Source organism: Rossellomorea pakistanensis (assembly GCF_016908495.1).
GTDB classification, from domain to species: domain Bacteria; phylum Bacillota; class Bacilli; order Bacillales; family Bacillaceae_B; genus Rossellomorea; species Rossellomorea pakistanensis.
Window position 1 is genome coordinate 945,499 of the sequence record NZ_JAFBDZ010000002.1, and the last position, 20,251, is coordinate 965,749.

Here is a 20,251-nt window from a genome sequence, read left to right on the forward strand (position 1 = left end):
CCCACTCCCCCTTTTAATAGATGAAACGTTAGCAATACAAAATTTGTTTCACTTTAGGAATCAACATTTCCAAAAATTATCCTTTATAAGTGGTTTAGGAACACATCTATATGTGATATACTTTTGTAGTTAAAATTGTACGTTCGGAGGACTTTCATGAGAAAAGGTTCAAAGGCAAGACAGCAAAATACGAAGATATTGTCTTTTGTTCCTACGGGAGAATATTATTTTCACAAAGGAATGAAGGCGTATCAACGAAGAGAATTAATGAAGTCAAAAAAATACCTGCACCGGGCTCTTCAATTAGAACCTTTGGAACCAATGATTGCTTGTCAGTTATCCATTGTCTATACAGAGATCGGAGAATATAAACAATCTAATGAGCTGCTTCACACTATAGTGGATGATTTAGATCCTCATATGATTGAATGTCACTATTTCCTAGCAAACAACTACGCACATCTAGGTCTTTTTAAAGAAGCTTACAAACATGTAAGCACGTATCTGGAAAAAGAGGAGTTTGGGGAATTTTCAGAGGATGCAGAAGACTTGTTGGAATTACTTGAACTGGATTCGGATGACCCTCTTGAAGCGGTTTATGAACAGGACGAGTTAATTGTTAAACAAGAAAAAGCACGGGAACTTCTAGAGTCAGGAAACTTTCAAAGAGCGGTTGATTTACTACAAACGATTATTCAAGAATATCCTGAATTCTGGTCTGCTTATAATAATTTAGCCCTCGCTTATTTTTATCTTGGGGAAGTGCAGAAAGCGACAGATACTCTTGAAGAGGTCTTGGAAAAAAACCCTGGAAATCTCCATGCTCTTTGCAATACAGCCGTATTTTATTTTTACCAAAAAAGAAATGACGAGCTTGATGAACTAGTAAAGGGATTAGAAAAAGTCCGACCAATGCTACAAGAGCACCGTTACAAGTTAGGAGCGACATTTGCATTGATCGGGCAATATGAAAAGTCGTTTACATGGCTGAAGGCTTTGCAAAAACAAGGTTTTGAAGGAGATAACAGCTTTAATTATTGGTTATCTCATGCTGCCCACCATACGGGTCATACACAAACAGCACAACAGGCTTGGAATAGAGTTCTCAAAGAAACTCCTGAAAAAGAGGGGATGGAGCCTTGGAGTTCCGAAGACCATCACCCAGATGGGTTTGAAAACCATACCCCATCGATTTTGAAGAAGCTGAAAAGCGAATATATTGAAGAGAGACTCTTCGGCTTGTTTTTAATTTCTGTTTCACAAAACCCCAAGGAAATTCTGACCCATGCTGATTTTCGGGACATAGAGGAGTTTTCCTTGATGGAAAAGCTCTATTTGGCGGAGATATTGGAAGCGAACGCTAGAAAAGAGTTTAAGGGAAGTAATGAAATCAAATTGATTCATGAGACGGCGAAAATTCTCTATCAACAACATCATCCCATTGGTGCAGTCGACTCAGGCTTGTTTTTAACCTGGTTTGCAACAGGCTATCGCGGATTAAAAGAGGGAGAAACGTTTCAAAATACAAAAGCACTTGCAGCTGCTACAGAATTTGTTTGGAGTCGACTTCGTAGTGCGAAAAAAACGAAAAAAGAAATTTCCGCTCTATATCAAATATCAACAAGCACTCTTAATAAATATATTGGTATTATCGAGACCTATTTACCGTGAGCATATTTTTGGACGAATGAGCTCATAATTTTATAGGATATGGATAGGCAGGAAATACTATATAGAGTCGAAGGAAAATGATCAAGAAAGGGGATAACACCAGTAGGAACACGGCAAAATACTGTAGTTCCTTCTGAGTTATCTTCTGACTTAGACTCAGTTTTGAAGGAGTGTCGGATTGTGTCTGAAGAACAAATTTATGATGTAATTATTGCTGGTGCTGGTCCAGCCGGTATGACAGCTGCAGTTTATACATCTCGTGCAAGCTTATCTACTCTAATGATTGAGCGTGGAGTACCTGGAGGTCAAATGGCGAATACGGAAGAGGTTGAAAACTACCCTGGTTTTGACCATATTCTAGGCCCTGACCTCTCTAACAAAATGTTTGATCATGCTAAGAAATTTGGCGCTGAGTATGCTTATGGAGATATCAAGGAAATTGTAGATGGCGAAGAGTACAAAATCGTTAAAGCTGGATCGAAGGAATACAAAGCACGTACGGTCATCATTACAACAGGTGCTGAATATAAAAAAATCGGTGTTCCAGGTGAAAAAGAGCTTGGAGGTCGTGGAGTATCTTATTGTGCCGTATGTGATGGGGCGTTCTTTAAAGGGAAAGACCTAGTGGTTGTAGGTGGAGGAGATTCAGCTGTTGAAGAAGGAGTTTACTTAACTCGCTTTGCTAACAAAGTAACGATTGTTCACCGCCGTGATGAATTGCGTGCACAGAAAATCCTGCAGCAACGTGCATTTGATAATGAAAAAGTTGATTTTATCTGGAGTCATACAATTAAAGAAATTAATGATAAAGATGGTAAGGTAGGAAGCGTGACATTGGTTTCTACAAAAGACGGTGAAGAAAAAGAATTCGAAGCAGACGGTGTCTTTATCTATATTGGAATGCTTCCTTTAACAAAGCCTTTCCAAAACCTAAACATTACAAATGATATGGGCTATATCGAAACAAATGAGCAAATGGAAACACGAATTCCTGGGATCTACGCAGCTGGAGATGTTCGAGAAAAGTCGCTGCGTCAAATTGTCACAGCGACAGGAGACGGAAGCATTGCCGCTCAGGCAGCTCAGCATTATATCGAGGAATTAAAAGAGAAGTTGAAAGTTTAATCTAAAAAGGTAGGGGTCTGTAACCACACTTGTATTCATCTCATCTTTAAGGTTGATTTGAAAAATAAAGTGGTGGTTTAGACCCTTTTTTAAAGTCTTCAACAGTTGGTACATATTGGATTAACTTAGTGTGATTTATTTCGACAATGCTTGTCTAATCATTAGAGGAATTGTTGAGAAATGGTTAACAAAATCGTAACTGCCTTTTAAACCTCCTGTAACAATAGTGAAACAATTTTAGGGTATTATAGAGAATAAGAAATTGACCCCCTTTTAAGTAATAAATCCCGTTAACGACACAGGAATCGCCTGTGTCAATTTTTTTTGCCATTACTTTAGTGCGTTAATACGTTACTGAAATCGAGAACCGTCCCGCGGTGCGTTAATTCGACAGAGTCCTAAAGCCTGTCCATGCCTTTTAATGTTCATAGTTCTTTAACATTCTACCGAACGCGGAAACATTGTAGCTGTTCTTTAATCATAGTATAATAAGAGGAATGATAAGAGGTCTTGAGTCAAAATGAAGCGCCAGAGATCATAACGTCCAAAAATAGGCGGAATCTAACCTATTCAAAGACATTATGAAAGGTTTATAAAACCTTTTGAGGCAAGCCCTGATCGGAAGCTGAAGATTGAGGTGAAATAGATTGCAACGAGTGACGAATTGCTTATATTTAAAAGAGAATAAAGTACTCCTTCTCCAAAAACCGCGCAGGGGTTGGTGGGTCGCTCCTGGTGGGAAAATGGAACAAGGAGAATCGATTCGAGATGCTGTGATTCGTGAGTATCGAGAGGAAACAGGAATCTATTTACGAAATCCAAATGTCAAAGGGATTTTTACCTTTATCATCAAGGATGGAGACCAGGTAATCTCTGAATGGATGATGTTTACCTTTTTTGCTACAGAAGCGGATGGTGTTAATCTTCAGGAATCCGAAGAAGGAACCATTGAATGGCATAGCTTTGACGATATTAAAGACCTTCCGATGGCAGAAGGAGATTATCATATTCTAGATTATATGATCCATGGAAAAGGAGTCATATATGGTACTTTTACTTATACACCTGATTTTAAATTATTATCATACAAATTAGATCCTAGTTAAGTATATAGATAAAGGGGGAAGAGAGATGAGCAGCGGATCAACAAATGATGTTCAACTAGTAGTCATTACAGGTATGTCAGGAGCAGGAAAAACAGTGGCCATTCAAAGTTTTGAGGATTTAGGTTTCTTTTGTGTGGACAACCTACCTCCCACCCTACTTCCTAAATTTCTGGAACTGATGAAAGAGTCTGGGAATAAAATGAACAAGGTTGCTCTTGTCATGGATCTCCGTGGACGTGAGTTCTTCGATCATCTATTTCAAGCATTGGATGAATTAGCGGAAACCTCATGGGTAACCCCACAAATATTATTTCTGGATGCTGAGGATTCAGCTCTAGTAAGGAGATATAAAGAAACAAGACGTTCACATCCATTGGCTCCATCAGGTCTTCCTCTTGAAGGAATTAAGCAAGAACGTCAATTATTAGAGGAATTGAAAGGACGCGCCCAAACCATCTATACCACATCTACAATGAAGCCAAGAGAATTAAGGGAGAAAATCCTCACAGAATTCTCTGTTAATAAACAATCCATTTTCACTGTAAATGTTATCTCATTTGGATTTAAACATGGTATTCCTATTGATGCGGATTTAGTGTTCGACGTTCGATTTCTCCCTAATCCCCATTACATTGACCATATGAGACCTAAAACAGGATTGGAAGAAGAGGTTTCAACCTATGTACTCAAATGGACGGAGACTCAAAAGTTTATTGAAAAGGTGACCGATTTATTATCGTTTATGCTTCCACACTACAAACGAGAAGGAAAAAGCCAGCTCGTGGTGGCAATAGGATGTACAGGAGGACAGCATCGTTCCGTCACTCTTGCTGAATATATTGGCCATTATTTTGAAGAGGATTATCATACAAAAATTTCTCATCGTGATATAAAGAAGAGAAAGGAACCGACAACATGACCTTACAGAAACAGCCTAATGTTGTCATTATTGGAGGAGGAACAGGACTGCCGGTCTTACTCAGAGGGCTGAAAAAATTCCCTGTGGATATTACCGCTATTGTGACAGTTGCGGACGATGGCGGAAGTTCTGGCCGATTACGAGATGATCTACAGATTCCGCCTCCAGGTGACATTCGAAATGTATTAGCCGCTCTTTCAGAAGTCGAACCGCTAGTTGAACAAATGTTTCAGCATCGCTTTGAAACATCCAATGAGCTAGCAGGTCATTCCCTTGGTAATTTAATCATTGCTGCCTTAACGTCGATTACAGGTGATTTTGTTCATGCCATCCAAGAAATGAGCAGGGTATTGAATGTGAATGGGAAAGTTCTTCCGGCAGCAAATCAAAGTGTCATTTTAAACGCAGAAATGGAAGATGGAACAATCGTGTCGGGCGAATCTAAAATCCCATTTTCGGGTAAAAAAATAAAAGAAGTTTTTTTAACTCCGAAAACGGTAGAACCCGTTCAAGAAACGATTAATGCTATTCGAAATGCGGATCTCATTATCATAGGTCCTGGTAGTTTATACACGAGTATTTTGCCAAACCTTCTCGTTCCTCAAATTGGAAATGAAGTTCGAATGGCAAAAGCTCAAAAGGTTTATATCTGCAATATTATGACTCAAGCTGGTGAGACATTAGATTTTACAGCAAGTGATCATGTGAGGGCGCTTAATCAACATATGGAACGTCCATTTATCAATACGATTCTTGTAAACAATGAGCAGGTTCCGGAAGAAATTCAAATCCGCTATCAAGAAGAGAAAGCAAAGCCTGTCATTTTTGATATTGAAAAACTGACGGCTATGGGTTTAAATGTCCTTTTTGATGAAATCATTTCTTATGAAAATGGTTATATAAGACATGATACTGAAAGGGTAGCTGAAATCATATACTCTTTATTAGAGAAGGAAGACCAAAACATCGTATAGAAGTTTCAAGCGCAGGTCGTTTGTCTTTAGGAGGTGACGGGATGTCGTTTGCATCTGAAACCAAAAAGGAACTAACTAACTTAGAAGTGAAAGAATGCTGTTCGAAAGCTGAATTATCCGCACTTATTCGGATGAATGGTTCACTTTCATTTTCTAATCGTACACTGATCGTCAATATTCAAACAGAGAATGCTGCCATCGCACGTAGAATCTATATTTTATTAAAAAAAGGGTACGACACCCCTGTCGAACTGCTAGTAAGAAAGAAGATGCGGTTGAAAAAGAATAATGTGTACATCGTACGATTAAATGAAAATTCAAAAGAAATATTAGAGGATCTTCAAATTCTAGGAGAAGGATTTACCTTTGTCCACGACATCTCTGAAAGCTTAGTGAAAAAGAAATGCTGTAAACGTTCTTATTTAAGAGGGGCATTCCTGGCAGGCGGATCTGTAAATAATCCTGAAACGTCTTCCTACCATCTCGAAATTTTTTCACTTTACGAAGAGCATAATCATGCATTATCGCAGTTAATGAATAGCTTCGGACTGAATAGTAAGATTTTAGAACGTAAAAAAGGATTTATTACCTATTTAAAAGAAGCAGAAAAAATAACGGAATTTCTAAATGTAGTAGGAGCTCATAATGCGTTATTACGATTTGAAGACGTACGAATTGTGAGAGATATGAGAAATTCCGTGAATCGGTTAGTAAATTGTGAAACAGCCAATCTAAATAAAACGATTGGGGCTGCCTTAAGACAAGTAGAAAATATCCGATATATAGAACAAACCGTTGGATTACAAGTACTTCCGGATAAACTAAGGGAAATTGCTGAATTAAGAGTAACCTATTCAGATGTTACACTCAAAGAATTAGGGGAAATGGTATCGGGAGGTTCGATCAGTAAGTCTGGTATTAACCACCGTCTCCGTAAAATCGATCAAATTGCAGAGAAATTGCGGGCTGGTGAAAATATAGGGGCAAAGTAACGCGAACATATTGGGGAGGAGAATGAAGAATGGTTGAAAAACAAGTAGAAGTGAAATTGAAAACAGGCTTACAGGCAAGACCCGCTGCTCTTTTCGTACAGGAGGCGAACCGGTTTTCATCTGAAATCTTGTTAGAGAAATCCGGGAAGAAGGTCAATGCAAAAAGTATCATGGGATTAATGAGTTTAGCCATAAGTTCTGGGTCAACCATCACCCTTTTTGCCGACGGGAGTGATGAAGATGATGCCATTAGAGCATTAACGGAATTTATCCAAAAAGAAGATTAAAAGCAATAAGAAAGGAGGATGACACGATCTAGTCATCCTCCTTTTCATAAGCTTTTATTTGTTGTTTGTTTCATGACGTGTAATAATGCGGTCAATTAAGCCATATTCTAATGCTTTTTCAGCAGTCATGAAGTTATCACGATCTGTATCACGGGCAATTACATCAATTGGCTGACCTGTACGCTCTGAAAGAATAGTATTTAACTTTTCACGTAGAAAAAGAATGCGTTTCGCCGCAATTTCAATTTCTGTTGCTTGCCCTTGTGCTCCACCTAGTGGTTGGTGAATCATCACTTCACTGTTTGGAAGAGCTGAGCGTTTTCCTTCTGCACCGGCAGCCAATAAGAATGCTCCCATAGAAGCGGCCATTCCAATACAAATGGTATGTACATCAGGTTTAATGTACTGGATTGTATCGTAAATCGCCATCCCTGCCGTAATGCTTCCACCAGGACTATTAATGTAGATCGAAATGTCCTTTTCAGGGTTGTCAGACTCAAGGAAAAGCAATTGTGATACAATTGAATTTGCTACATTGTCATCAATAGCACTACCAAGCATAATGACACGGTCTTTAAGAAGACGGGAGTAAATGTCATATGCACGCTCACCGCGGTTTGTTTGTTCAATAACTGTCGGAATTAAGTTCATTCTTATTTCCTCCTCTTATCATATCAATTGAAGATTGTAATGTAATCATACACTGTTGGTCAATAAAGGTCAAACGAATTGCTGCCTATCTATGTACCTTTTTCTCAGGCATCCTCTCTCCATAATACCCATTTTTGCCCTTTTTAAACAGGTAAAAGCTATTGCAATAACGATTTTTCTCCATTATAATAGGTTATCGTACAGCAAAAAAACATGCCCTCGTGGTGCAACGGATAGCACGTAAGATTCCGGTTCTTAAAATGGGGGTTCGATTCCCTCCGAGGGCGTAAGAAAACTCAATGATATCAAGGGAAGTCCCTATGTTTGTAGTCTTATACTGCACTCATGGGGACTTTTTTCTTTGGGTGCTAATTAATAGCACGAAAGGAATGGTAGTAATGAAGCGAAGAAATATGGTAAGAAATATTGATATTATTGAAGACTTGCAAGGGGAAGAAACAAGATCATATGAACAAGCTTTTCATGATTTTTTGAAGCATTGTAAAATCAAAGGATTATCACATGACACCATCTTATTTTATGAGAAGGAACTTAAACAGATTAGCAAAGTATTTCTTCAACTGAATACTCCATTGGACAATGTAAAAATGATAAAGAAACACTATATTGAAAAGTTTATTGAAAATCAACTTGAGTTAAATCGTGCGATAAGCACAATTAATTCAAGGTTAAGAGCTGGACGTATTTTCTTCAATTATTGTTTAGAAAAAGGATACTCCAAAAAGAATCCATTTGACGGGATAAAGCAATTGAGAGCAAGACGTGAGATAGGAGAAACCTTTTCAAAGGATCAATTGAACAGGCACACTCAAGACTCCCAATATTACAACATTTATTGGTCTAAGAGACCTTGCGATAATGTTGACACTTGCACATACGGGAATAAGACTTAAGAGTTGACCTCTTTACACACACAAGACGTCTCCTTTGAGGGAAAGGGTGCCATAAATGTCCAACGTGCAAAGAATCGTTACGCAAGGAGAATACCCCTTACAAAGCGTTTGAGAGCGGTCTAGAGTGCATACATTAAGGAAAGAGGGGTGTTAGATACGGACTTACTTTTTATTAATGTTGAGGACAAACCTATTTCACCAAGGACGATACAACAACATTAAAGCATTATGGGAAAGTATCGAAGGTAGACAAGGAAGTGAACGTATCTCCCCATGCTTTTAGACGTACTTATTGTAGACTTAAGGTTGAAGCAGGTACGAATATATTTGTTCTCCAACGACTATCAGGCCATTCCTCCTTGGAAATCCTAAGAAGGTATGTCGAGATTTACGGTAGAAATTTAGAGGAAGCAATCGAAAAAGGATTTGAATGAAATTGTTCTTGACCAATAGAGAAGACATGGAGGAACGAGAAGCAAATATGATTCTTCAAGAATTTGTAGAAACAATCATATACACCAAACGGACAATGAAATGGAATTGAACATTGTTATGGAGGACTTGAGTTGAATTGACTTGAGTCATTTTTTTATTGACATAATACACTGAATTCTTACAATTGTGTGTTATATTAGAAGAGAGATTGGGGGAGAAGAATTATGGATTTTAAAATTGATATTCCAACTGATAGCGAAGGTTTTTATTCCCTTGAATGTCCTTATTGCAATGAACGATTTAAAGCCAATGCAGACGATTATGAAGGAGAAGACACATTAGAATTGTTTTGTCCTTCTTGTGGATTGGTTGGAGAAAGGTCAAGTTTTATTCCAAAAGACGTTATTGAGCATGCTGAAACTCTTGCAGCAAATTTCATGCAACAAGAAATCTTTAATTCTTTTAAGAAGACAAGTCGTAAGATGAAAGGGTCTGGAATTTCATTTGATATGAAAAGACCTAAAGCAGAAGAACCAAAGTTATTAACGGAAGATGAAGATTTAGTACAAATTGAGTTACACTGTTGCGATAAAATAATTAAAGTAAACATTGATCAGATGATATCAAATGTATATTGTCCATTTTGTGGGGTGAATTAAATGAGTCAAGAAGTACAACTTGATGAAAAAGAATACAAAAAGTTATCACTACATTTTAGAAAGGTTGCAAGTAGATTTTTAACAACAGATTTCCGAGAAGCAGATGACAACTTAGCAAGATTTTTGGCTTTCATTGATGACAATCCAATTATTAAAGACTTCATCAACAAAAATAATATTGTAAAGTACGATATGGAAGAAATTATTAACAGTCGGAATTACGGAGAAAAGTTCAAGTTACCAGTAAAAGATTCTGAGGAAATTGGATTCATTTATCAATTGTTGTCTCATGTAAATGAAACTGATCGCAGTATCTTTAACGTATCAATTGGATACAACATTGGGAGGAAATATCAAGAAGCAAGTGATAGGTTTAATCAGTTAGTTGTTAAACCTCTTGTGGATCACATTGTATCTTATTTGGGGGAGATGGCAATTGATATGGAATTGGATAAGAAGTCAACGACTCAATTCAACATTGGAGACTTTAGAGGACAACTAAACCATGCGGAAGGACATGCTTCAATTAGTGCAAATCAAACTTACAATGAGACTAATGTGGAAGAATTGAAGGACATTGCACAAAAGTTTGCACAAGCATTGATTGATGATAAGTCTATTCCAGATGATGATAAAAAAGATACAATTGAATTGGTAGAAGCTGCAGTTCAAGAGGTTGAGAGTGAGAAGCCCAAAAAAGTTATTGTAAGAACGGCAATGGATCAAGTAAGAACCGTAAATGACGTTGCAGGGGCTGGAGCCAACGTAATTACTTTGGGAACTCAATTACTTCAAATGTTTCAGGGAATCATTGGGTAAAGCTGGGACAAAACCAGTGAATAAATGAAAAGAGTCCGTGAGAAGGTGCAATTTTCTCACGGACTCTTTTTATAATGAAGTGAAATTTTTGTACAAATAAAAGGACAACCTCTGATAAAATTAGAGTTACCACACAATAACCATCGGAGGTGTCCTTATGTTTAAAAATTATAACATGAATCAGATTATTTTGCCCCTGGATTTATCGATTACTCTTCAAGAAAATGATATTGCCTTTACAGTTCATGACCTCGTTGAACAAATTCCTCAAGAAGCTTTCGCTTCATTTATTAAGGGAACGGGCTGTCCTGCCTACCATCCACGCATAATGATGAAGATTATTCTTTGTGCATATACACAATCGGTTTTCTCTGGCAGAAAAATTGAAGCACTGTTAAAAGATAGCGTGCGTATGATGTGGCTAGCTCAGAATCATCGACCAACCTACCGTACCATTAATCGATTCCGCGTCCACCCTGATGCAAAGGTACTTTTGCGTGAATGCTTCGTTCAGTTTCGTTGTCATTTGATAGAGAAACAACAAATTGATGATGAGGCCATTTTTATCGATGGCACGCAAATCGAAGCAAATGCCAATAAATTCACGTTTGTATGGCGTAAGCCTGTCGAAAAATACAGTCAGGCGCTAATTGAAAAATCGAATCTGATTTATGATGACTTAGTTCAACAGTCGATTCTTCCGGCTATTGAAAAGGAAAGTCCGGAAGAACTCTCTGCAGCAGAGGTTTCAGCAGTCACTGAAAAACTGGGTGAAGTCGTAGAGGAGCTGACTCAGAAAATCGAATCGAGTGATGATGTAGCAGAACGAAAGAAACTTCGTTCTGAACGGAAACAGCCTAAACAATGGTATAAACAATTTCAGGATTTCTTATTACGTAAACTTAAATACCAACAGGACATGGACATATTTGGTGACCGGAATAGTTATTCAAAAACAGATCCTGATGCCACTTTCATGAGGATGAAAGATGACTACATGAAAAACGGACAATTAAAAGCCGGGTACAACGTGCAAATTGCGATCGAAGGTCAATATACACTGGCTTATGATATATTTCCGAACCCAACAGATACTCGTACGTTCATTCCATTTCTAGATCAAATTGAACAACACTTCTTTCAATTGCCAGCCTATATTGTCGCAGACGCTGGATATTTGAAGTGAAGAAAACTATCAGGATGTGATTGTAAACCCCGAGTCTACACCTCTTATCACTTATAACATGCATCGAAAAGAACAAACGAAAAAGTATAAAAAAGATGAATTCAATATCGCGAACTGGCAATATGACGCGTTGAGTAATGCGTATACTTGCCCAAACGGGCAGCGATTAACATTTCGTCAGTTTCCCATAAGACGGATCGGTGTGGCTACACAAGAGAGTATAAGGTATACGAATGTGAGAGTTGTGATGGGTGTCCTCTTCGTGCGAATTGTACGAAAGCGAAAGAAGGAAATAATCGAAAGATCTTACATAATGAAAATTGGGAACAACAAAAAATGTTGATTCGAACACTGCTTTCAGAAGCAAAAACAGGTGAAATCTACGCAAGAAGAAAAATTGACGTAGAACCAGTTTTTGGATTTCTGAAGGCTAATTTAGGTTTCACACGATTTTCCGTGAGAGAAAAGAACGTGTGAAAAATGAAATGGGCTTTGCGCTAATGGCAGTGAACTTGAGAAAGTTGGCTGCCGCAAGTGTAAAAATAGATTAAGTCACATCGAATAATAATGAAAAAAAGTCCCTGACCATCTTTTTTGATGATCAGAGACTCTTATTTTTGTTTTCGGCTAGTTTTTGTCCCAGCCTCTTTTAGATTATTTAAAATGGATTATCCGATTCTTTTTTTTCCGTAATATCATATATAGCTTTAACTATAGTTTCCCTTCCATCTTTATTCTCAGTTATTTGAATGTTATATGTTTGAACGCTGAATATATAATTTTGATTATATTTTTTACCAGCAATATCTTCATATATAATCCTAATTTCTAGGTGCGGTAAATTTTCATGGCTAGTTGCATCAGGCTTATTAAAATAAAAATTAAACAATACCATAAAAAATGGAGGCAAAGTTACCTTGTAATCATTACCTTTCTCAACAGCAATAAATTTTGTTTCCTCACTTACATTCTTGTTATATATCTCAATTCCATTAGAATCAACTTTAATTTGAGATTCAATTTTTATTTTTTCATCTTCTAGTTCGCTTAATATTAAATACAAGTAAGGGTCGGGGTTTTTTGTAGTTCCCAAAGACCCAATAAGATTTTGTTGATTTTTAAGTTCTATGTTGATGACTACATTTTTAGCAATTCCATTGGAAATATTAGCTAATTCCAAATAGGTTACGTCTTTAATTGAATTTTCTTCAAGGTCATATGTCATTGTATCCCAATTTAACCAATGTGGTACTTCCTCATCTTTATATGTGAGATTGACTTCCTTGCTTCTTATTATTAAAAAAGGTTTTAAAGCCCGTCTATTATTCTCTGAAACTTCATTAAAATTGCTTCTTGCCGTTACGGCGTTTATTATTGCTGATATAGATGCTCCAACAGCTGCCATCATAGCAAATAATGAAACCATAAATTGTGCTGTATTCAACTTTAGAATTCTCCTTTTGGAAATAATATCTATTTTAACTCATTGTGCAGTTACAGTAAATGACATATTTCTCTTTATTGAAGGTTTATTATTTTTGTTGTCGAATATTGAATTTAAAAAAATTGAGAGGAGAGATAATTAAAATGATTAAATTTGACATTGTTGTTGTACCACCAGGTGGAGGAGAAGTCGAGTTTTCAGCATCGACAAAAGGACCTCGTATACCACAAGTTGGCGAATATGTTTAACTTCGTGAAGAAGATGGCGTATCATTTTTCTTGGTCAGAAACATCATTTCAATTTTTCAAGACAATGATGATACGCCAAACAAGGATTTCAACGATTGCTGGAATATCAGTGGAAGTTGAACTGGTGGATTATGAAATGCAATCAGAAACACAATCACGAATGATTGAGCGTTTCAAAAGTAAAGGATTGGATATTAAAGAGTGGATTCCATCTGGATATTAAATATAAACTTCACTAGCCGTCAGTGCTTCCACACTAGCGGTATTTTTCACATAGAAGCTAAGGAGGATTGAAATAGTGAGCATTAATGATGTTATGTGAATCTAAATATTCAATTTGGCGATATTCAAAGAATACATCATGCCATTGCAGATAGTATGGCCGAAGAAAAAAGAAAGGCGGCTGCAAATTGACTCAGCTGAATATCTCAGAGAAATATCCGAAAATACTAAAGGCTTAAATGATTTAGTCTAGCTCGTCCGCAAAGAATAACGAAGTAAATGAGAAAATATTTGAATTGATTCAAGAAATGTTTACAGTGATTAAATCTGAAACTCCCGAAGAAGCTGATGGTATTTTGAGAAAGGTTATGAACAAAGCGAATCTAGCCAATGAAGATTGGGGAACCATACAAACCATCATCAGTTACGGGAAATTGTTGGGGAAATTGACTTTTCCAGAAGCAGTCATTTTCAATTAAGCGCCTTTCGTGGTGCTTTTTGTTTTTCCTTCATTATATAAAATTTTAAGGTTCAGAATCAAAACAGACACTCTCTTTGATGTAGTAAGTTTCTGAAAACGTTGAGTGACTTCAAATGAAAGAGACCACAAAAACTTACGCCAATTAAAGGTTGGTACTTTTAAAATGCGATAAATTGCATCTTTCCTTGGAAGATCAACGGCTAATTCTACATAAAATAGGGAAAGAGAAAGAAATTAACCCTAAATACATTGTTAAGGACTTAGATAAACATTTTGATGAAAAAGTCAGCGAATATAAAGTTTCTATAAATCAGATAGAATTTGAAGATAAATACAAAGTATATGTTGAAGTAATTGAAAATGAAGTATCAATCTCAGGTCGATTTAATCTTGAACTAGTGGTTAATGGAAAATTCAAAAAGGGAGAAGAAACGATAATAAAATCAGTATTTATTATTATTGAAGGTGATTGTAATCTTAAATTACAAGTAAAGGAAGACTTTAGAGACTATACAATAATTCATGATGAAATTAACTCAATAAATGAAGGTACTTTAGCAGAGATTAGTGATGATATTGATATTTACGATATCTATGATGCAAAAAAGATTGTTGAAAGGGCCATAGCCTAGGATAATCTGGATAGTGTTAGTGATTATCACAATAAACTATATGAAGTTTTTTGGGATGTAGATATTCTTACATTGGATGAAATTGCTACCGATTTAGAAGGTTAGTTTTAAGAATATATCTTTTCCAATCTGTCACCTTAACAGGTGGCTTTTTATTTTATTCTTTGACCTTTTTCCTTTCAAGAGAAGAAAGTGTAAAATAGTTATAATTTGAAGGATTCTCTTAATTGAGATTCTTTTTATTGTATGTTAGAGCGGCTAATTACAAAATGTGTTCTTCAAACACGAAATTGTTAACAACTTAAAAAAACCGTCTTTTATATTGTTCTGCTATCGAATGGATTATGACTTGTATTGGGTTAAACCTTGATGTGAGAATTTAAATTTACAGGAGCAAGTATAAAACATTTTTACAGATAGTCTCTTTAAACACTAGTGTTGCATGAATGGTTGCAGAAAATTCAATTTATTTATTCTTATGGTTCAGAGCCAAAAAGGTAAACGCAGTAATAGAGGTGGTTCACCCATTTGGATATTATTCACAATTAGACTTTAGCGACAACGACCGTTTTCTTGGTAAGAGACAACTTTTCCTTCGATTATTAGAATCCAGGTTAAAAAACTGATACATACTTTGCTGAGAGGACTAATACATCCCTTATCCCAGTTTAAACTTAATCCAAAAATGTACATATTAGAGTCAATAAATAAAGAAAATAATGTAAAATAGAAGAGGAATGGGAAAATTATTAAATTATAAATGTCTTTCCTTCAAACATACTTTAACGAAATTCACTTTTATAATTAGAATGCACTTATTTAAAGATTTTTATGTTATGGAGAGAAATGTCAAGAAGGAGAATATATGTCAGGAATTAAATTCTATTCTGAGTATGATATGGCTTGTGGTTGGGAACTAGAAAAAATAATAGAAAAAATTAATAATGAGTCTATTGAATTAGAATGGGGTATCACTGATTTAATAGACTTTTATAATGTTTTAAAATATATAAACATTGAAAGATTTAGTGACCATATCATTCAAGAGACAAGTATTGATTTAAAAACTTATGAGAAGAAAATAAAACAAAAAATCGGTATCTTCGTTGGCTGTCACAAGAAAGTCTTCATTAATCTATATGATGAAGTTGCCTTTGATGCCACAGATGATTTCTTTGAAGTTCTTGAAAGTTACAAGTTATATAAAGAAATAGAAATTAATAATTTTAGACGATTTCTTGAAAAGGAAAATGTACATATTTATACAGTACTTAAGTTCAAGATACTGACTGATTATTTTAATGAAGCAGTTAAAGATGTGTTGTTATCTGACCCAAGGAATGCCGAAACCATTCTGTCAAAGTATTTAAAAGAAGATGATTTATATTTGCCACCATCTTTGAGTGAAACAGATACATTAAGTTTGATTGATAAATATATTGATTCACCACTTGTTAATTTAAATGAATTGAGAAAAATCATTAACTTTCCAACAAATAAGGGGTTAAGTATAACTGATAAAATTAAATTGCATGCCAAGAGGAAAGCTGAAGAAGAGGAAGAAAGAATCTTTAATAACGAAACAGGTATTAAATCTGGAGTAATGATTTCTTATCCGAAGGACCAAGATGAAGCCATATTATTTACCATGGGTGATAGAACAGCAGACATTAAGGTAAGTCGAAATTGGATTGAAGAAAATTTAGATTATCCTACACTATGGAACAATTTTATTTATCTATTTGGATTTGTAGATGGAACTATGAGATTAGAATTAGATTCTAAAAAAAGTGAAAGTAGCGCTCTAGAGTCAGCGTTTAGACCACAAGCAGCACACTTGTATTACCAATCTACCTCATTTTATTACAAAGAAATGTTGTCTGATGCTGAAATATATAGTTATGTTAATTTGTTAAATGTTCTTGGTGTAAGGTTGGAAGAAATGATTGAATGGTTTTTTGATGTCTATGTTAAAGATGAATTTGAAATTTCTGATTTCATAGTTCAAATGCCATCGAGGGAAGCAACGTATTTCGAAAAGTGTAGAACTATTCTTCCAGAGTTAGATAGAATTCTTAAACAGTACAATGCTCTAATTAAAGATGGGATGATAGACCAAGAACTAATCCAAATGTCATCTTTAAGTTTTAAAATTAAAGATATTAAGTCGTTTAATAGTAAGAAGTATGTTTACTCTTCTAGTGACTGGTATAAAACAGCTTCATTTCTGTTGTTTTCTGATCAGAGCAGCATATTTTATTTACCAAATAAAGAAGAATATAAGAATTTTTTCAAATTGATAATTTCTGAAAAGTTAACTAGAGGTGATTTTAAAGAGTATCAATTGAAAAGAATGCAATGGTTATTTGATAATAACTTAATCTGTGAAAGTAACTTGGGACACGTTGAGTTTGTTGACCAGAGAGTCATATATGTTCTTAAGGAACTGTATTATAAAGAAGTAATGAGTTATTGGCATTACCCTGAGGATATACAAGTGTTGATAGAAGAGTTAAGTGGTAGCAATCTCGTTGATTTTGAAACCAGCCTATTTTCAAGAAATGAACAAGATTATCTTGATTATTACCTCAATAAATCAAAATTCACCAATGGTCATGATATTCGTAATAAATATTTACATGGAACAAATACTAATGATAAGAAACAATATGAGAGAGATTACTACTCAATTCTTAAATTGTTCGTCATAATTGTAATTAAAATAAATGAAGATTTATGCATTAAAGAGGATAGACGTCAAAAATGAAATAGCAAAGACTAAAGCATGAAGAGATAGGTCTTATTTTACATTTATATACATGTTACAGTATCATTATTTTTAGGTATAACTCGCAATGAAAATTACAAAAACAAGCATAAACCATTGATATAACAACGTCCAATTACCTTTTGAACCGACCGTGGTGCAACGGATAGCACGTAAGATTCCGGTTCTTAAAATGGGGGTTCGATTCCCTCCGAGGGCGTACCTATTAGAAAACAAATTGAAAGTGAAAAGCCACGTACTGCTAAACAGAACGTGGCTTATTTTCATAAAAAGGAGATATCCTCTATTAGAGTTGTTTTTTTAACTTTCATCATGATTCACAAAAATTTTCTCCTGCCATCTGTGGTAGGCATAAAGAATAAGTGAAATAAATACGGTGATTAAAAAATAATGAAAGGGAGCGATATTTTTAAACTCAGCGACCCCAACCTTAAGTAAAAAACTTTTGATCACAACAAAGGATAAAAGAAAATCCATAACGATGTTGGCGAGCAAAAATGATAAAAAGCGGTGAGAGGTTAATCTGAACACCCAAAATGTGCCCATAGCGAAAATTCCATATGCAAAGCTTACGTCGGTGATATATCCCCAAGGAACGATTGATATATGTATAGTCCACCATTCGTAATGGTAAGCAATCTGAAAAATAATCGACATTAAGAAACAAGAGAAAATCGTTACGGGCATAAAACGTTTTATCGTATTTCGATGGACAAAAAATAACGAAAACCAAGGAAGTACAAGAATAATCCATAATATCATTTGAATACCCAAGCATTGCCACTCCTAAAAGAAGAATAACTATATTATTTGGTGTGATAAGAAAAACATACAATTTTATCAAATTTATTTTAAAGGATTTTATGACGAACTTAAATAACTGCCTCAATCGCATAAACATCATACTTATCATCATTTTATTTCCCACGGAAAGCGCGCTGTAACAAGTTATTTCCATACACGAAGCTATGAATCTAGTGTAAAATAAGTGTAGGGAGGGGATTATATGAAACTGCAGGCTGGATTATGGCAGCAGCAAACATTAAAACTTAATATGACTCAGGAGCTATCACAAGCCATTACCCTTCTTCAGTATACTTCCCTTGAGTTGAATGCTTTTTTAGAGAGTAAAGCCCTTGAGAATCCTTTAATCGATATTGACCTGCCTCAGACTTCAATTGTGGATTTGCCACAATATAGACGAAAAGCAACTTCCAATTATGATCATCAGGATTGGATTGAACAAATCTCTGTTAACCGTGAAACTTTAACAGACTATTTATATGCTCAATTAGATTTGAAATCGCTTTCAAATGAAGAAATGAAAGTCTTGTCTACTCTTTTCGAGGAGCTCGATGAGAATGGGTACCTCCCAAAAGAGATCAAAATAAAAGGATTACAGGATTGGGAGATAGAAGGCCTTATAAATATTCTCCAAGGCTTAGACCCGGCAGGAGTGGGGGCCCGAACATTGCAGGAATGCCTTCTCCTTCAAATTGATAGGGAAGAAAATGTGCCACCTCATACAAAAGAGGTCCTTCTCCATCATTTTATGGACTTCGGAGAAAAACGATGGAAAGAAATAAGCAAAAACCTAAACATAGAATTAACAGCTATTCAAACGATTGCCGATTATGTAAAGGAATTAAACCCTAGACCAGGTTCAGAATTTACTGTTGACCAGCCTCCCTACATTACACCGGAAGTACTTGTTAAGGTGGAAATGGATAGTATATTTGTAAAACTGTTTGATGGTACGCTGACTAAAGTAAAATATAATGAGGAGTATCGAAAGCTATTCCAACATAAAGAGGATCCTGCCGTAAAACAATTTCTAAAAGAAAAAGAACAAGATTTTGAATGGATTATCAATAGTCTAAGACATCGGAAAGAAACGATTCTAAAGGTAAGTCAGGCAATCGTGGAACATCAGCAGCCATTTTTCTTAAAGGGACCACAATATATACAGCCTCTTACCTTAAAGGATTTATCGAAAGAAGTCGGGGTCCATGAGTCAACCGTTAGCCGGGCTGTGAAGGGAAAATACATGCAGACTCCATTTGGAACGTTTGAGCTTAAATTTTTCTTTTCTTCTGCTATTAAAACGTCCTTATCTGATTTAACTTCATCTACAGGAGTAAAGAATGAAATCGTTCAAATGGTAAAAGAAGAAGATAAGAAGAAGCCGTTATCCGACCAGAAAATTGCTGATATCCTGAAGGGGAAAGGAATCGTAGTCTCTAGAAGGACGGTCGCTAAATATCGAGATCAATTAGATATCCCGTCTTCTTCCATAAGAAAAAGATACGAGTAAGGTGAAAATATGAGAACAGTTATCTTTTATACTAGAAATCAATGTCCTTTATGTGTAGAAGCCAAACAAATGCTGACATTAATAAAAGAAGATATCCCTTATAAGTTAATTGAAAAAGATATTAATGGGGACGATGATCTTACAGAACGATTTGGATTAATGATCCCAGTTGTTCAAATCGATGATCAAATCGTTCAATATGGGCAGATTGATTATTTTACTATTCGTAAACGTTTACAAGAAAAAACATGAGATAAGTTAGTTGAATTACGGTTCATCACCTGCTAAAATAAAAATTGAAGGCAGGGATGAATTTTTTTTGGAGGTCGCGGGACATAATATGTCTATACGGGACATTTTTTGACCAACGAACTTTAGCGAGGA

19 protein-coding genes, 1 tRNA gene and 2 pseudogenes are annotated in these 20,251 nt (G+C 35.6%); 19 read left to right on the plus strand and 3 right to left on the minus strand.

The annotated features are described in order from the left end of the window. Nucleotides 1-156: 156 nt before the first annotated feature. From JOC86_RS12300 to JOC86_RS12330, 7 genes are all read left to right on the plus strand, one after another. The gene (locus tag JOC86_RS12300) at nt 157-1,671 is read left to right on the plus strand and encodes a tetratricopeptide repeat protein (protein ID WP_205172989.1); all 1,515 of its coding nucleotides are present in this window, start codon (nt 157-159) and stop codon (nt 1,669-1,671) included. A gap of 180 nt (nt 1,672-1,851) precedes the next feature. Beyond that, nucleotides 1,852-2,796, plus strand: coding sequence for a thioredoxin-disulfide reductase (gene trxB / locus JOC86_RS12305; protein ID WP_205172991.1), 945 nt, complete (start codon nt 1,852-1,854; stop codon nt 2,794-2,796). Between the two features lie 647 nt (nt 2,797-3,443). After that, nucleotides 3,444-3,902 carry an 8-oxo-dGTP diphosphatase gene (locus JOC86_RS12310; RefSeq protein WP_205172993.1) on the plus strand — a complete coding sequence of 153 codons (459 nt, stop codon included), beginning with the start codon at nt 3,444-3,446 and terminating at the stop codon, nt 3,900-3,902. A gap of 25 nt (nt 3,903-3,927) precedes the next feature. Continuing rightward, nucleotides 3,928-4,821, plus strand: coding sequence for an RNase adapter RapZ (rapZ, locus tag JOC86_RS12315; RefSeq protein WP_205172995.1), 894 nt, complete (start codon nt 3,928-3,930; stop codon nt 4,819-4,821). Then, on the plus strand, nt 4,818-5,795 hold the full coding sequence (locus JOC86_RS12320) for a gluconeogenesis factor YvcK family protein (RefSeq protein ID WP_205172997.1): 978 nt from the start codon (nt 4,818-4,820) through the stop codon (nt 5,793-5,795). The genes rapZ and JOC86_RS12320 overlap by 4 nt, the downstream gene beginning before the upstream one ends. A gap of 41 nt (nt 5,796-5,836) precedes the next feature. Then, nucleotides 5,837-6,787 carry a DNA-binding protein WhiA gene (gene whiA / locus JOC86_RS12325; protein WP_205172999.1) on the plus strand — a complete coding sequence of 317 codons (951 nt, stop codon included), beginning with the start codon at nt 5,837-5,839 and terminating at the stop codon, nt 6,785-6,787. Between the two features lie 29 nt (nt 6,788-6,816). Continuing rightward, complete coding sequence (locus JOC86_RS12330; RefSeq protein WP_205173001.1) at nt 6,817-7,074, plus strand: HPr family phosphocarrier protein; 258 nt, start codon at nt 6,817-6,819, stop codon at nt 7,072-7,074. Nucleotides 7,075-7,128: 54 nt separating this feature from the next. Here the strand turns inward: JOC86_RS12330 and clpP are convergent, their stop codons facing one another. Continuing rightward, nucleotides 7,129-7,725, minus strand: coding sequence for an ATP-dependent Clp endopeptidase proteolytic subunit ClpP (gene clpP / locus JOC86_RS12335; protein WP_205173003.1), 597 nt, complete (start codon nt 7,723-7,725; stop codon nt 7,129-7,131). Nucleotides 7,726-7,940: 215 nt separating this feature from the next. On the opposite strand from clpP, the gene JOC86_RS12340 reads away from it, so the two are divergent. The 6 genes and pseudogenes from JOC86_RS12340 to JOC86_RS12365 form a co-directional block, all read left to right on the plus strand. Next, a tRNA-Arg gene (locus JOC86_RS12340) sits at nt 7,941-8,012 on the plus strand. A 111-nt stretch (nt 8,013-8,123) separates the two neighbouring features. Next, nucleotides 8,124-8,639 carry a hypothetical protein gene (locus JOC86_RS12345; RefSeq protein ID WP_205173006.1) on the plus strand — a complete coding sequence of 172 codons (516 nt, stop codon included), beginning with the start codon at nt 8,124-8,126 and terminating at the stop codon, nt 8,637-8,639. A 227-nt stretch (nt 8,640-8,866) separates the two neighbouring features. Beyond that, nucleotides 8,867-9,073, plus strand: a pseudogene (locus JOC86_RS25315) (tyrosine-type recombinase/integrase); the annotation flags it as partial. 225 nt (nt 9,074-9,298) lie between these two features. Then, nucleotides 9,299-9,733: a hypothetical protein gene (locus tag JOC86_RS12355; RefSeq protein ID WP_205173009.1), complete on the plus strand. Its 435-nt coding sequence runs from the start codon at nt 9,299-9,301 to the stop codon at nt 9,731-9,733. After that, on the plus strand, nt 9,734-10,552 hold the full coding sequence (locus tag JOC86_RS12360) for a hypothetical protein (RefSeq protein WP_205173011.1): 819 nt from the start codon (nt 9,734-9,736) through the stop codon (nt 10,550-10,552). A gap of 157 nt (nt 10,553-10,709) precedes the next feature. After that, nucleotides 10,710-12,271 (plus strand): annotated as a pseudogene (locus tag JOC86_RS12365) (IS1182 family transposase); the annotation flags it as partial. 125 nt (nt 12,272-12,396) lie between these two features. Here JOC86_RS12365 and JOC86_RS12370 read toward each other — a convergent pair. Continuing rightward, entirely contained in the window at nt 12,397-13,182 is a 786-nt protein-coding gene (locus JOC86_RS12370) for a hypothetical protein (RefSeq protein WP_205173013.1), read from the minus strand. A 240-nt stretch (nt 13,183-13,422) separates the two neighbouring features. On the opposite strand from JOC86_RS12370, the gene JOC86_RS12375 reads away from it, so the two are divergent. From JOC86_RS12375 to JOC86_RS12390, 4 genes are all read left to right on the plus strand, one after another. Further along, nucleotides 13,423-13,653: a hypothetical protein gene (locus JOC86_RS12375; protein ID WP_205173015.1), complete on the plus strand. Its 231-nt coding sequence runs from the start codon at nt 13,423-13,425 to the stop codon at nt 13,651-13,653. Between the two features lie 307 nt (nt 13,654-13,960). Continuing rightward, nucleotides 13,961-14,131, plus strand: a complete 171-nt coding sequence (locus tag JOC86_RS12380) for a hypothetical protein (RefSeq protein ID WP_205173017.1) — start codon at nt 13,961-13,963, stop codon at nt 14,129-14,131. 151 nt (nt 14,132-14,282) lie between these two features. Then, a complete protein-coding gene (locus JOC86_RS12385) occupies nt 14,283-14,765 on the plus strand; it encodes a hypothetical protein (protein WP_205173019.1) in 483 nt (160 codons plus the stop codon). A gap of 865 nt (nt 14,766-15,630) precedes the next feature. Beyond that, a complete protein-coding gene (locus JOC86_RS12390) occupies nt 15,631-17,532 on the plus strand; it encodes a hypothetical protein (RefSeq protein ID WP_205173021.1) in 1,902 nt (633 codons plus the stop codon). Between the two features lie 321 nt (nt 17,533-17,853). On the opposite strand, the gene JOC86_RS12395 is transcribed toward JOC86_RS12390, so the two are convergent. Next, nucleotides 17,854-18,327, minus strand: a complete 474-nt coding sequence (locus JOC86_RS12395; protein WP_205173023.1) for a hypothetical protein — start codon at nt 18,325-18,327, stop codon at nt 17,854-17,856. Between the two features lie 232 nt (nt 18,328-18,559). Between JOC86_RS12395 and rpoN the strand changes: the two genes are divergently transcribed. Beyond that, nucleotides 18,560-19,867 carry an RNA polymerase factor sigma-54 gene (gene rpoN, locus JOC86_RS12400; protein ID WP_205173026.1) on the plus strand — a complete coding sequence of 436 codons (1,308 nt, stop codon included), beginning with the start codon at nt 18,560-18,562 and terminating at the stop codon, nt 19,865-19,867. Between the two features lie 9 nt (nt 19,868-19,876). Then, a complete protein-coding gene (locus JOC86_RS12405; protein WP_205173029.1) occupies nt 19,877-20,119 on the plus strand; it encodes a glutaredoxin family protein in 243 nt (80 codons plus the stop codon). Nucleotides 20,120-20,251: the final 132 nt, after the last annotated feature.